The organism is Streptomyces sp. NPDC048370 (assembly GCF_043200825.1).
Lineage (GTDB): Bacteria > Actinomycetota > Actinomycetes > Streptomycetales > Streptomycetaceae > Streptomyces.
In genome coordinates, this window is record NZ_JBICYI010000008.1 from 39319 (window position 1) to 52356 (window position 13038).

Here is a 13038-nt window from a genome sequence, read left to right on the forward strand (position 1 = left end):
CGTGTACAGTGAGCGGCATGTCAATCGGACACACGCTCCTCGGACTCCTGGAGTCCGGTCCGCGCCACGGCTACGACCTCAAGCGCGCCTTCGACGAGAAGTTCGGTCACGACCGCCCGCTGCACTACGGGCAGGTCTACTCGACCATGTCCCGGCTGCTGAAGAACGGCCTGGTCGAGGTCGACGGCATCGAGGCCGGCGGCGGCCCCGAGCGGAAGCGGTACGCCATCACCGAGGCCGGTGTCACCGATGTCGAGCAGTGGATCGTCCGGCCCGAGAAACCGGAGCCGTACCTCCAGTCCACCCTCTACACCAAGGTCGTCCTCGCCCTCCTCACCGGACGCGAGGCCGCCCAGGTGCTCGACGTGCAGCGGGCCGAGCACCTGCGCCTGATGCGCGAACTGACCCGGCGCAAGAAGGACGGCGACCTCGCCGACCAACTGATCTGCGACCACGCCCTGTTCCACCTCGAAGCCGATCTGCGCTGGCTGGAACTGACCGCCGCCCGCCTCGAAAGGCTCGCCGAGGAGCTCCGCCGATGACCACCACCCCCCTGCTCCGTGCGAGCGGCCTGACCAAGTCGTACGGACCGACCCCCGCGCTCTCCGGCGCCGAGTTCACCATCCGGGCCGGCGAGGTCGTCGCCGTGATGGGCCCCTCGGGCTCCGGCAAGTCCACGCTGCTGCACTGCCTCGCCGGGATCGTCCGGCCCGACGCCGGCACCATCACCTACGACGGGCGCGAGCTGACCGCCCTCTCCGACGGCGCCCGCAGCGCCCTGCGCCGCACCGACTTCGGCTTCGTCTTCCAGTTCGGGCAGCTGGTGCCCGAACTGACCTGCGCCGAGAACGTGGCCCTGCCGCTCCGCCTCAACGGCGAGCGCCGCAAGGCCGCGGAGTCCCGGGCCCGGGAGTGGCTGGACCGCCTGGAGGTCGGCGACGTCGCCGGCAAGCGGCCCGGCGAGATATCCGGCGGCCAGGGCCAGCGCGTCGCCGTCGCCCGCTCCCTGGTCACCGCCCCCCGGGTGCTCTTCGCCGACGAACCGACCGGCGCCCTCGACTCCCTCAACGGCGAGCGCGTGATGCAGCTGCTCACCGACGCGGCCCGGGACACCGGCGCCGCCATCGTCCTGGTCACCCACGAGGCGCGGGTCGCCGCCTACTCGGACCGCGAGATCGTCGTCCGCGACGGCTCCGTGCGCGACGCGGAGTGGGCGGTATGAGGCTCCGTACCTGGTCCCGCGATCTGGCGCTCGGCGCCCGGTTCGCGGTCACCGGCGGCCGCAGGGGCTGGATCCGGACGACCCTGACGGCCGTCGGCATCGGCCTCGGAGTGGCGCTGCTGCTCGTCGCCTCCGCCCTGCCGCACATGTCCTTCGCCCGCGAGGTGCGCGAATCGCAGCGCAGCGTCGACGCGAGCACGGAGAACCCGAACCCCACCGCGGACTCCTTCCTCTACGCGACCCCGTCGACCGTCTTCCGGGGCGACGCGGTGACCGGCCTGGTCCTGCGCCCCGAGGGCACGGACGCGCCCACCCCGCCGGGGCTGCCGAAGGTCCCCGCGCCGGGCGAGATGTGGGTCTCCCCCGCGCTCTCCGACCTCCTCGACTCCCCCTCGGGCTCGCTCCTGAAGGAACGGCTGCCGTACAAGGTGGCGGGCACGATCGGCGAACCCGGGCTCATCGGCCCGGCCGAGCTGCGGTACGTCGCCGGAAACGCGACCCTCACCACCGACACCTACGACGGCCGCGGCCGGGCCTACGGCTGGTCGGTGCCGGAGGAGCCGCTGAACGCCTTCCTGCTCCTGCTCGTCGTCATCGCCTGCGTCGTGCTCCTCCTGCCGGTCCTCGTCTTCGTCGCGACCGCCGTCCGCTTCGGCGGCGAGCAGCGCGACCGACGCCTCGCCGCGCTGCGCCTCGTCGGCGCGGACACCGCCATGGTGCGGCGGATCGCCGCCGGCGAGTCCCTCGCGAGCGCGCTCCTCGGGCTCGCGCTCGGCGGCGTCTTCTTCGCCCTGGGCCGGCAGGCCGTCGGCCTGGTGAAGGTCTGGGACGTCAACGCCTTCCCCTCCGACGTCGTGCCGCTGGCCCCGCTCGCCGCCCTCGTCCTCACGGTCGTCCCGGTCTCGGCGGTCGTGGTGAGCCTCTTCGCCCTGCGCGGGGTCGCCATCGAACCGCTGGGTGTCGTACGGGCCGCCACGCCCCGCCCCCGCAGGCTGTGGTGGCGGCTGCTGCTCCTCGCGGCCGGCCTCGCACTGCTCCTTCCGATGGCCGGCGACATCGACCTGCGGGACACGGCGATCGACACCAGCGGCGTCGCGGTCGGCGCCACCCTCGCCCTGATCGGCCTCACCACGCTGCTGCCCTGGCTGGTGGAGGCCTGCGTCAAGCGGCTGCGCGGCGGCCCGGTGGCCTGGCAACTGGCGACCCGCCGACTGCAGTTGAGCAGCGGTACGGCCGCCAGGGCGGTCAGCGGCATCGTCGTCGCGGCGGCCGGGGCGATCGCGCTGCAGATGCTGTTCCACGCGATGCAGGACGACTTCATGCGCGTCACGGGCGCCAACTCCGAGCGGGCGCAGATCCAGTCGACGATCGACGCCAAGAACGGCGGCGAGGCCCGCGAGATGATCGAGAAGTTCTCGAGGACCGAGGGCGTCTCGGCCGTCGTCGGCACGATCGAGTCCAACGCCTGGCGGCCGGGACCGCTGAAGAAGGGCGAGCAGTTCTCCCCGATCACCCCGCTCGTGGTCGGCGACTGCGCCTCCCTCAAGGAACTGGCGCACCTGCCCTCCTGCACGGACGGCGACGTCTTCGTCGCCCTCGCCCACGGGCAGCGGGGCGCGGCGGAGGACTCCTGGGTCAAGGAGACCGCGAGGCCCGGCGCCGACATCGCGCTCCGGGACCCCGCCGAGCGCCGCACGGCGCCGCCGACCTGGCGGATCCCGGCCTCGGCCCGCACGGTCGACTCACGCGTCGACCCGGTCGGCCACTACCAGTTCGGGATCTTCGCCACCCCGTCGGCGATCGACGTCACGCGGATGGACGCGGCGGAGGCGACCGCGCTGGTGCGGGTCGACCCGGCGGTGCCGGACGCCACCGAGCACGTACGGAACACGGCGGCGACGATCACCCCGCTGGCCTGGGTCCGCACCCTGCAGAACATGGAGCGGGACGAGCAGTACTCCAGCGTCCGCACGGGCATCCTGGTCGGCGCCACCGCGACGATGATGCTGGTCGCGGCCTCGCTCCTGGTCACGACCCTGGAGCAACTGCGGGACCGCAAGCGGCTGCTGTCCTCACTGGTCGCCTTCGGCACCCGGCGCACCACCCTGGGCCTGTCGGTCCTCTGGCAGACGGCGGTCCCGATCGGCCTCGGCATGGCGCTCGCCGTCGCGGGCGGACTCGGGCTCGGCGTGGTGCTCCTGAAGATGATCGGCAAGCAGGTCGTGGACTGGTGGGTGTTCCTGCCGGTCGCGGGCGTCGGCGCGGCGATGGTCGCGCTCGTGACCGTACTGTCCCTGCCGCCGCTGTGGCGCCTGATGCGTGCGGACGGCCTCAGGACGGAGTAGCGGCCCTCCAGGTGCGGGTGGTGGGCGTCGGTCAGTGACCGGCGCCCACCACCCGTACCGGCAGCCGCTTCATCGCGCCGCGCAGCGCGCCGGCCAGCTCCTCGAACTCGGCCTGGCGGGCCGCGCCCGTGCGCATCGCGAGGGCCACCTGCCGGGTGGGCGCCGGGTCGGTGAAGCAGCCGGTGAACAGAGCCGTGTTGCGCGCGGTCTCGACCTTGACGGCCGTGCGCGGCAGCAGCGTCACCCCCAGCCCGCCCGCCACCAGCTGCACCAGCGTGGAGAGGCCCGCCGCGGTCGTGGTGACCGGCGCCCCCTCCGTACGCCCGGCCTCCCGGCAGATGTCGAGGGCCTGGTCGCGCAGGCAGTGCCCCTCGTCGAGGAGCAGCAGGTTGAGCTCCTTGAGGGCCTCGCGCGGAATGTCGTTCCGCCCGGCCAGCGGATGGCCCTGCGGGGTGACGAGCACGAAGTCCTCGTCGAAGAGCGGGAGTTCGGTGACCCCAGGCACCCCGAGCGGCACGGCGAGCAGCAGCAGGTCGAGCCGTCCGGCCGCGAGCCCCTCCAGGAGCGAGGAGGTCTGCTCCTCGTGGACCTGCAGGTCGAGTTCGGGATAGCGCTCGTGGACCAGGCCCAGGACGGTGGGCAGCAGATACGGGGCGACGGTCGGGATCACGCCGAGCCGCAGCACCCCGGTGAACGGGGCCTGCGCCGCCTCGGCCTCCTCCATCAGCTCCGACACGGCGTCCAGGACGGCCCGGGCCCGGGCCGCGAGCCGCTCACCGGCGGGCGAGAGCAGCACCTTCCGCGTCGTACGCTCAAGCAGCTGGACACCCAGTGCCTCTTCGAGGGCCGAGACCGCGCCCGAGAGCGCCGGCTGGCTCATCCCTATGGCCGCCGCCGCGTCCCGGAAGTGCAGATGCTCCGCGACCGCCGCGAACGCTCTGAGCTGGGAAAGGCTGGGCTGTTTCACCCGTCGTGCCGACATCACTGATAACCACCTTCGATCAACCCGACCCAGTCTAGCTATTTCACTGATCAATGCACTCCGTGCCAGGATGAGGGTCCGTCCAACCCCCACGGAAGCCCCAAAAGGGATCTTCCAACCTGCAAGGAGAGCGCGTGCTCACTGTCGGTGACCAGTTCCCCACCTACGACCTGACCGCCTGCGTGTCGCTGGAGAGCGGCAAGGAGTTCGAGCAGATCGACCACAAGTCCTACGAGGGCAAGTGGCGCGTGGTGTTCTTCTGGCCCAAGGACTTCACCTTCGTCTGCCCGACCGAGATCGCCGCCTTCGGCAAGCTGAACGACGAGTTCGCGGACCGCGACGCCCAGATCCTCGGCGTCTCCGGCGACTCCGAGTTCGTCCACCACGCCTGGCGCAAGGACCACGCCGACCTGCGTGACCTGCCCTTCCCGATGCTCGCCGACTCCAAGCACGAGCTCATGCGCGACTGCGGCGTCGAGGGCGAGGACGGCTTCGCCCAGCGCGCCGTCTTCATCGTGGACCCGAACAACGAGATCCAGTTCACCATGGTCACCGCCGGCTCCGTGGGCCGTAACCCCAAGGAGGTCCTGCGGGTCCTGGACGCCCTGCAGACCGACGAGCTGTGCCCGTGCAACTGGAACAAGGGCGAGAACACCCTCGACGCGGCCTCGCTCCTGTCGGGCGAGTGATCTGACATGGCTCTCGACGAACTCAAGTCCGCCATCCCGGACTTCGCCAAGGACCTGAAGCTGAACCTCGGTTCGGTCATCGGCAACAGCGAGCTCCCGCAGCAGCAGCTCTGGGGCACGGTCCTCGCCTGCGCGATCGCCTCGCGCTCGCCGAAGGTCCTGGCGGAGCTGGAGCCGGAGGCCAAGGCCAACCTCAAGCCCGAGGCGTACACGGCGGCCAAGTCCGCCGCCGCGATCATGGCGATGAACAACGTCTTCTACCGGACCCGGCACCTGCTGTCGGACCCCGAGTACGGGACGATGCGCGCCGGTCTGCGGATGAACGTCATCGGCAACCCGGGCGTCGAGAAGGTCGACTTCGAGCTGTGGTCGCTGGCCGTCTCGGCGATCAACGGCTGCGGCCAGTGCCTGGACTCGCACGAGCAGGTCCTGCGCAAGGCCGGTGTCGACCGCGAGACGATCCAGGAGGCCGTCAAGATCGCCTCGGTGATCCAGGCGGTCGGCGTCACGCTCGACGCGGAGGCGCTCCTCGCCGAGTAAGGCGTACGAGGATGTGCGAAGGGCCCCGGGGCGTCATGCCCCGGGGCCCTTCCGTCACTTCTTGAGCGCGGCCATCAGAGCGGTCAGGTCCTGCGCGAGGAGGGTGTCGATGCCCGAGAGGTCGACCTTGGCCGTCCCCTTGGCCGGCCGGCCCGTGTCCGCGTCCTCGTCCCAGACGCTCTGCGCGCTGACCGAGATCTCCAGCTCCACCTGGCCGTCCAGGACGGCCATCTCGGCGCCCTCGTCGCCCGGGTGCAGCAGGAAGAAGCCGGTCTCACCCACTCCGTCGACGCGCTGGAAATCCCCCCACGAGGAACCCTCGTGGCGAGCCGCGAACTCAGGACCCGGGTCGGTCACCTTGTGCAGCCGGTAGCTGATCGAGACCCCGTGGCCGGTGTCCGGCGCTCCCAACGTCAGCGAGCAGTGCGCCGTGTCCAACGCCGCGTGGTTCTCCGCGGAGGCCCCGACGTCCGAGGCCTTCGCGCCCAGGGCCCCGACGAGCCCCTTCAGTTCGGCCCGCGCGCAGAGGTCGGCCACGGTCCCGTACCCCGCGAGGTCCGGCCCACCCTCCTGGCTCCGCCCGTACGCGTACAGTCCGCCGGCCCACACCGCGGAGGCCACCACCGCGCCGCCCAGCGCCCACAGCCAGGGGCGGCCGGTACGGGGCGGCTTCGGCTCGGCCGGCTCCGGCGCGAGCACCTGCCCGGCCGGGAACTCCTCCCCGCCGACGAGCTCCGGTTCGGATATCACAGCCCGCCCTTGTCCTTGGAGCCCGGCGCCGGGGTCGGCGCGACGGCGAACGCGGTGGCACCGCGCGGTTCCGGCGTGCTGAGCAGGGCCTGTTCCTGGCTGTACGCGCGGAGGTAGCCGACCACGGTGTTGGTGACGGCGACCAGCGGCACCGCGACCACCGCGCCGCCGATGCCCGCGGTCAGACCGCCGGCCGCGACCGCGAGGACGACGGCGAGCGGGTGGACCCGTACCGCACGGCCCAGGATGAACGGCTGCAGCACATGGCCCTCGATCTGCTGCACGGCCAGGACCACGACCAGGACCATCAGGGCGGTGAACACCCCGTTGGTGACCAGGGCGACCACGACCGCGAGGGCGCCCGAGATGACGGCACCGACCAGCGGGATGAAGGCGAACAGGAAGATGAAGACGGCGAGCGGCACGGCCATCGGCACGTCGAGGAAGTACAGGCCGAGGCCGATGAAGACCGCGTCGATCAGGGCGACGAGCACCGTGCCGCGCACATAGGCGGTCAGCGTCCGCCAGGCCCTGGGCCCCGCCCCTGCGACGCCAGGCCGGGCCTGGGCGGGCACCAGCTTCAGCGTCCACTGCCAGACCTTCTTCCCGTCGTAGAGAAGGAAGAGGGTCGAGAACATCGCGAGCAGTATCCCGGTGATCGCCTCGATGATGACGGTCACGCCCTGGAGGCCCGCGGAGGTGATCTGCTCGGTGTTGGAGCCGATGGTGTCGCTGAGGTTCTTGGCGATGTCGTTGATCTGCTTCTCGGTCACGTGGAACGGACTGTCGAGCAGCCAGCGCTTGAGCTCCTCGATACCGTCCCTGACCCGGTCCGAGAGGTTGTCGATGTTGTCCATGACCTGCCAGACCACGAACCAGCCGACCAGGCCCATGATCACGAAGCCGGAGACGGCGGTGACGGCCGTGGCGACCCCGCGCGGCAACCCCATCGTGCGCAGCCGGGCGACGGTGGGCTGGAGCAGGGCGGTGATGAGGAGCGCGGCGACGAAGGCGAGAACGACCAGCTGCACCGAGCTGATCACCTTCATCAGCACCCAGAGCGTGCCCGCGAGTACGAGCAGCCGCCAGCCGGCCTCTGCGGCGACCCGCATGCCCCACGGGATCGCGGCGACGGGGTCGGGGCGCGCGGCTATGGCCGGCGCGTAGGCGGGCGGCGCGGGTACGGAGGTGGCGGCCTGCTGCGGCGCCCGCCGCCCGGGCCAACGCTCGACGGCGGGGGTGCCCTCGTCGGAGGCCCGGCCGCCGCCCTCCTCGGGCGACTTCTGCCGCGGCTCCTTCTCGGGTCCTGCGCCCGTACCCGACTCCGTACCGGCACGACCGGCGTCACCGGCTCCACCGGCGGTCGACTCCGAACCGGCGACACCGGCATCTCCGGCACCTCCGGTACCGCCGGCTTCACCGGCGGACGGCTCCGTACCGCCACCGCCCGCGGACGGCTCTTTTCGGCCACCGCCCATGGAGGGCTCGTCGCCCAGGTCGTCCGCGCGCTCCGCGCGGGCGCGGCGCTCGTCGAGCCGTTCGCCCATGCGACTGAGCTCGTCGCCCAGCCGACTCAGCCATCCTGGCAGTCTCGACATCTCCATCCCTCTCCCCCGCTCACTCCCCCGGGGAGCACGTGGGCCCGAACCTACACGCATGAAGCCCCCCACCGTATGACGGTGAGGGGCTCAGCGAGGTTGAGAGCGCCGGTGCTAGTACCAGCGGTTGGCCTGCCAGAAGTTCCACGCGCCGCAGGGGCTGTCGTAGCGGTTGTTCATGTAGTTCAGGCCCCACTTGATCTGGGTGGCCGGGTTCGTCTGCCAGTCGGCGCCGGCCGACGACATCTTCGTACCGGGGAGGGCCTGGACGAGACCGTACGCGCCGGAAGACGGGTTGGTCGCGCGGTAGTTCCAGCCGGACTCGTGGTCCACGATGTTGCTGAAGCACTGGAACTGCGAGGCCGGGATCATCTGGCGGGCGATCGCCTTGACCTCGGCGATGGAGTAGGAGCCCTGCGACGAGAAGCTCGACGCGTCGCGGACCGAGGAACGCTCGGCGCGCTCGGCGGCGTCCTTGCGCTCCTGCTCCGCCTTGTCGGCGGACTTCTTCTTCGCCTCAGCGTCCTTGGCGGCCTGGAGGCGGGCCGATTCCTCCGCGGACTTCTTCGCGGCCGAGTCGGCCGCGGCGGCCTGGACGTCGGCCTGCTCCGAGAGCGAGGAGACCTGAACCTGGGCCTGCTCGCCCGCGGGAATGTCCGCGAGCAGCGTGGTGTCGGCCGCGGTGGCCTCGAAGTTGTCGCCCGAGGGCTGGGCGTCGCCCGAGGCAACACCCACGACGGCGCCGACGGTGGTGACCGCAGTGGCCGAAGCCACCGCGAATCCCCGGACCGAGATCCGGCTCACACGGTTTCCTTCCAGCATCGCCCACACAGGTGACCAAGCGGGCGAAATCGTGCCCCTTGCGCTGGTCTCCGACGTACTGGGTCACAGAAGACACGGGCCCGTGGTGCTGTGGGCGGCATACGGCGAACGGCTGTTGAGTTGTGTGGTGCCACACCCCTGAAGGTGTGCGTGGGCCGTATGCGGGGCCTGACGGAAGCAAGACTCTGCCGGACGCCGACACCGCAAGGCAATTCTGCGTTGCGTGTGAAAGCTCACACCTCGTAAGTCACAGAGGTTTTGGCCGATTTCCCGGACAGCACGACGCCGCCCGGCTAAGCTCCTGCGCTCTGCCGGGCGGCGCCAACTCCCGTATCCCTACGGGATCGTGCGAATCGGGTCAATCAGTTCAGATCTGACCTTCCTCCAGCATTTCGGTCACCAGCGCGGCGATCTGCGAGCGCTCCGAACGCGTCAGCGTGACGTGCGCGAAGAGCGGATGCCCCTTCAGTTTCTCGACGACGGCGACGACTCCGTCGTACCGGCCGACCCGCAGGTTGTCGCGCTGGGCCACGTCATGGGTCAGCACGACACGGGAGTTCGCCCCGATCCGGGACAGAACGGTCAGCAGAACGTTCCGCTCCAGGGACTGGGCCTCGTCCACGATGACGAACGCGTCGTGGAGGGAGCGGCCGCGGATGTGCGTGAGCGGCAGGACCTCCAGCATCCCGCGGCCGAGCACCTCCTCGATGACCTCGCGGCTCGCCACGGCCGAGAGCGTGTCGAAGACCGCCTGCGCCCAGGGGCTCATCTTCTCGGCCTCGCTGCCCGGCAGATAGCCGAGCTCCTGGCCGCCGACCGCGTACAGCGGACGGAACACCATCACCTTCTGGTGCTGCCGCCGCTCCAGGACCGCTTCCAGGCCCGCGCAGAGGGCGAGCGCCGACTTGCCCGTGCCGGCCCGGCCGCCCATCGAGATGATGCCGACGTCCGGGTCGAGGAGCAGATCGAGCGCGATCCGCTGCTCGGCGCTGCGGCCACGGATGCCGAACGCCTCCCGGTCGCCGCGCACCAGCCGGACGTTGCCCTCCGCCGTGATCCGGCCGAGCGCCTTGCCCCGCTCGGACTGCAGGACCAGACCCGTGTGCACCGGAAGCTCGGCGGCCTCCGGCACGTACAGCGTCTCCTGGTCGTAGAGGATGTCCACCTGGTCGGCGGAGAGCGCAAGTTCGGACATTCCGGTCCAGCCGGAGTCCGTGATGGCGAGCTCCGCGCGGTACTCCTCGGCGAGGAGCCCGACCGAGGACGCCTTGATGCGCAGCGGCAGGTCCTTGGAGACGACCGTGACGTCGTACCCCTCGGCCTGGAGATTGCGCGCGACGGCCAGGATCCGGGAGTCGTTGTCCCCCAGCCGGTAGCCGGCCGGGAGGACACCGGGGTCCGAATGGTTCAGCTCGACACGCAGGGTGCCGCCCAGCTCCCCGATGGGGAGCGGGGCGTCCAGGCGCCCGTACCTGACCCGGAAGTCGTCCAGGAGGCGCAGGGCCGCCCGGGCGAAGTAGCCGAGCTCGGGATGGTGCCGCTTGGCCTCCAACTCGGTGACCACGACGATCGGGAGCACGACCTCGTGCTCGTCGAACCGTGACACGGCGTTGGGGTCGGCCAGCAGGACGCTGGTGTCGAGTACGTAGGTGCGCCTGTCGGACAAGCGGCGCTTAGTGCTGGTCACCACGGAAGGACAGACCCCCTTTGACGACCCCTGAGAGGTCGGGGCGCGACGGAAGCGGTGTCGCTGCGGGATGGGACCGGGCTCTGGCCACGATGCGCGGGCCGAGCTCCGGCCCTCCGCTCCGTCCGTACATGTCCTGCACGGTCGTCCTGGTGCAACGGGCCTCCCGGGTGGCGGTCTCCGTGCCGCTCACTCTGGAAGGGATATGCCCTCGATCACGCGCCGCCATGCCATGGCATATGACGACGTGTTCGTGAACAGAGTCGAACGTCCGGTGATCGCTCCCGCGGACTGTCCTACCGAATCCGACCGGGTGCCGTGAAAAACGGCTCAGCTGCCGTGAAACCCGCTCAGGTCCGGCTCAGGTGCGGTGGTCCGGGTCAGATGCCGACGCCCCGCTCAGATGCCGACGCCCCGCTCGGGTGCCGTGGTCCGGCTCAGGTGCCGTAGCGGCGGTGGCGCGCCGCGTAGTCGCGCAACGCCCGCAGGAAGTCGACCTTACGGAAGGCCGGCCAGTGGACCTCACAGAAGTAGTACTCCGAGTGCGCGCTCTGCCACAGCATGAAGCCCGACAGACGCTGCTCACCACTCGTACGGATCACCAGATCCGGGTCGGGCTGGCCGCGCGTGTAGAGGTGCTCCGAGATGTGCTCGACGTCGACGATCTCGGCGAGCTCCTCGAAGCTCGTCCCCTTCTCCGCGTGCTCCAGGAGCAGCGAGCGGACCGCGTCCGCGATCTCCTGACGGCCGCCGTAGCCCACCGCGACGTTCACGAGTATCCCCGTGTTGTCGTGCGTGGCCTGCTCGGCCTCCTTCAGTACGGACTGGGTACGGGCGGGCAGCAGGTCGAGCGTGCCCACGTGGTGCACCCGCCAGCGGCCGTCGGCGGCCAGGGCGCGCACCGCGCCCTCGATGATGGCGAGCAGCGGGCGGAGCTGGTCCTCGGGCCGGTTCAGGTTGTCCGTGGAGAGCATCCAGAGCGTGACGACCTCGACGTCGGTCTCGGCACACCAGCCGAGCAGCTCCTGGATCTTGTCCGCGCCGGCCTTGTGGCCCTGCTCGGGGGTCCCACCGGAGGCCTTGGCCCAGCGCCGGTTGCCGTCGAGGATGACCCCGATGTGCTTGGGCACCTGGTCGTGGTCGAGGCGGCCTTCCACCCGGCGTGCGTAGAGCCCGTACACCAGGTCGCGCAGGTTCACTGTTCTTAACCCCTCCATGCCGCGGCGGTCCCCGCAGCCGACCACATTACTGCGGACGGGTAACAGGCTCCCAGCCCGGGACTGTCACAAGTACGTGATAAGCAGAGAGACGTGACTGAATCCCCGATCTACACCGCCTCCGCGGACCGCTACGAGCACATGGAGTACCGCCGCACGGGCCGCAGCGGGCTCAAGCTCCCGGCCGTCTCCCTCGGCCTCTGGCACAACTTCGGCGACGACAAGGCGCTCGACACGCAGCGCGCGATCCTGCGCCGCGCCTTCGACCTCGGCGTCACCCACTTCGACCTGGCGAACAACTACGGGCCGCCGCCCGGCTCCGCCGAGCTGAACTTCGGCAAGATCTTCGCCCAGGACTTCGCGCCGTACCGGGACGAGCTGATCGTCTCCACCAAGGCGGGCTACGAGATGCACCCCGGCCCGTACGGCGAGTGGGGCTCCCGCAAGTACCTGATGTCCTCGCTCGACGCCTCCCTGAAGCGGATGGGCCTCGACTACGTCGACATCTTCTACTCGCACCGCTTCGACCCGCACACCCCGCTGGAGGAGACGATGGGGGCGCTCGCCTCCGCCGTCCAGCAGGGCAAGGCGCTGTACGTCGGCGTCTCCTCGTACAACAGCGAGCAGACGGCCGAGGCGGCGGGGATCCTCAAGGACATGGGTGTCCCCGCGCTCATCCACCAGCCGTCGTACTCGATGATCAACCGCTGGACCGAGGACGACGGCCTCCTCGACACGCTGGAGGCGGCCGGCATGGGCTGCATCTCCTTCGTGCCGCTGGCGCAGGGTCTGCTCACGAACAAGTACCTGAAGGGCATCCCGGAGGGGTCGCGGGCGACGCAGGGCAAGTCCCTCGACCCGAACCTGCTCTCCGACGAGGTCCTGCGGCGGCTGCGCGGCCTCGCCGACATCGCGGAGCGGCGCGGTCAGTCGCTGGCGCAGCTGGCGCTGTCGTGGGTGCTGCGCGACGAGCGGATGACCTCCGCGCTGATCGGCGCGTCCAGCGTCGCCCAGCTGGAGGAGAACGTGGCCGCCCTCGCGGGTCCGCCGCTGACGGACGACGAGCTGAAGGAGATCGACTCCTTCGCCGTGGACACCGCGGGCACCAACATCTGGGCCGGCCGGGGCTGAGGCGCGGGTCGGGGGGCCTGGGCGGGGGTCCGGGGCGCGGGTCCGGGGGCCTGGG

The 13038-nt window shown here is 70.8% G+C and carries 12 protein-coding genes; 6 read left to right on the forward strand and 6 right to left on the reverse strand.

What is annotated here, in order from left to right; all coding sequences use genetic code 11:
• Positions 1-17: 17 nt before the first annotated feature.
• From ACGFYP_RS18960 to ACGFYP_RS18970, 3 genes are read left to right on the forward strand one after another with little or no spacing between them, the layout of a single operon-like run.
• Positions 18-542: a PadR family transcriptional regulator gene (locus ACGFYP_RS18960; RefSeq protein ID WP_393494457.1), complete on the forward strand. Its 525-nt coding sequence runs from the start codon at positions 18-20 to the stop codon at positions 540-542.
• The gene (locus ACGFYP_RS18965; protein WP_393494460.1) at positions 539-1222 is read left to right on the forward strand and encodes an ABC transporter ATP-binding protein; all 684 of its coding nucleotides are present in this window, start codon (positions 539-541) and stop codon (positions 1220-1222) included. The genes ACGFYP_RS18960 and ACGFYP_RS18965 overlap by 4 nt, the downstream gene beginning before the upstream one ends.
• Positions 1219-3567, forward strand: a complete 2349-nt coding sequence (locus ACGFYP_RS18970) for an FtsX-like permease family protein (protein WP_393494463.1) — start codon at positions 1219-1221, stop codon at positions 3565-3567. Before ACGFYP_RS18965 ends, ACGFYP_RS18970 begins: the two co-directional genes overlap by 4 nt.
• A gap of 31 nt (positions 3568-3598) precedes the next feature.
• On the opposite strand, the gene ACGFYP_RS18975 is transcribed toward ACGFYP_RS18970, so the two are convergent.
• Positions 3599-4549, reverse strand: coding sequence for a LysR substrate-binding domain-containing protein (locus ACGFYP_RS18975; RefSeq protein WP_393494466.1), 951 nt, complete (start codon positions 4547-4549; stop codon positions 3599-3601).
• A 134-nt stretch (positions 4550-4683) separates the two neighbouring features.
• Between ACGFYP_RS18975 and ACGFYP_RS18980 the strand changes: the two genes are divergently transcribed.
• Together ACGFYP_RS18980 and ACGFYP_RS18985 are read left to right on the forward strand one after the other, a co-directional pair.
• Positions 4684-5238 (forward strand): peroxiredoxin, encoded by a 555-nt coding sequence (locus ACGFYP_RS18980; RefSeq protein ID WP_361966802.1) that lies wholly within the window; start codon positions 4684-4686, stop codon positions 5236-5238.
• A gap of 6 nt (positions 5239-5244) precedes the next feature.
• A complete protein-coding gene (locus ACGFYP_RS18985; RefSeq protein WP_147980985.1) occupies positions 5245-5778 on the forward strand; it encodes an alkyl hydroperoxide reductase in 534 nt (177 codons plus the stop codon).
• A 54-nt stretch (positions 5779-5832) separates the two neighbouring features.
• Here the strand turns inward: ACGFYP_RS18985 and ACGFYP_RS18990 are convergent, their stop codons facing one another.
• From ACGFYP_RS18990 to ACGFYP_RS19010, 5 genes are all read right to left on the reverse strand, one after another.
• Positions 5833-6528 carry a hypothetical protein gene (locus tag ACGFYP_RS18990; protein ID WP_393494471.1) on the reverse strand — a complete coding sequence of 232 codons (696 nt, stop codon included), beginning with the start codon at positions 6526-6528 and terminating at the stop codon, positions 5833-5835.
• On the reverse strand, positions 6525-8126 hold the full coding sequence (locus ACGFYP_RS18995; protein WP_393494474.1) for an AI-2E family transporter: 1602 nt from the start codon (positions 8124-8126) through the stop codon (positions 6525-6527). Before ACGFYP_RS18995 ends, ACGFYP_RS18990 begins: the two co-directional genes overlap by 4 nt.
• Positions 8127-8240: 114 nt before the next feature.
• Positions 8241-8930 carry a transglycosylase SLT domain-containing protein gene (locus ACGFYP_RS19000; protein WP_393494477.1) on the reverse strand — a complete coding sequence of 230 codons (690 nt, stop codon included), beginning with the start codon at positions 8928-8930 and terminating at the stop codon, positions 8241-8243.
• 385 nt (positions 8931-9315) lie between these two features.
• On the reverse strand, positions 9316-10638 hold the full coding sequence (locus ACGFYP_RS19005; RefSeq protein ID WP_393494480.1) for a PhoH family protein: 1323 nt from the start codon (positions 10636-10638) through the stop codon (positions 9316-9318).
• A gap of 434 nt (positions 10639-11072) precedes the next feature.
• Positions 11073-11834, reverse strand: coding sequence for an isoprenyl transferase (locus ACGFYP_RS19010; protein WP_361966793.1), 762 nt, complete (start codon positions 11832-11834; stop codon positions 11073-11075).
• Between the two features lie 111 nt (positions 11835-11945).
• Here ACGFYP_RS19010 and mgrA point away from each other — a divergent pair, with 111 nt between their 5' ends.
• Complete coding sequence (gene mgrA, locus ACGFYP_RS19015) at positions 11946-12983, forward strand: L-glyceraldehyde 3-phosphate reductase (RefSeq protein ID WP_393494483.1); 1038 nt, start codon at positions 11946-11948, stop codon at positions 12981-12983.
• The last annotated feature ends 55 nt before the right edge of the window (positions 12984-13038 follow it).

Coding starts and splice junctions, on each gene's coding strand:
- ACGFYP_RS18960 (WP_393494457.1), top strand. CDS start 18: ATGTCAATCGGACACACGCTCCTCGGACTCCTGGAGTCCGGTCCGCGC.
- ACGFYP_RS18965 (WP_393494460.1), top strand. CDS start 539: ATGACCACCACCCCCCTGCTCCGTGCGAGCGGCCTGACCAAGTCGTAC.
- ACGFYP_RS18970 (WP_393494463.1), top strand. CDS start 1,219: ATGAGGCTCCGTACCTGGTCCCGCGATCTGGCGCTCGGCGCCCGGTTC.
- ACGFYP_RS18975 (WP_393494466.1), bottom strand. CDS start 4,549: ATGTCGGCACGACGGGTGAAACAGCCCAGCCTTTCCCAGCTCAGAGCG.
- ACGFYP_RS18985 (WP_147980985.1), top strand. CDS start 5,245: ATGGCTCTCGACGAACTCAAGTCCGCCATCCCGGACTTCGCCAAGGAC.
- ACGFYP_RS18995 (WP_393494474.1), bottom strand. CDS start 8,126: ATGTCGAGACTGCCAGGATGGCTGAGTCGGCTGGGCGACGAGCTCAGT.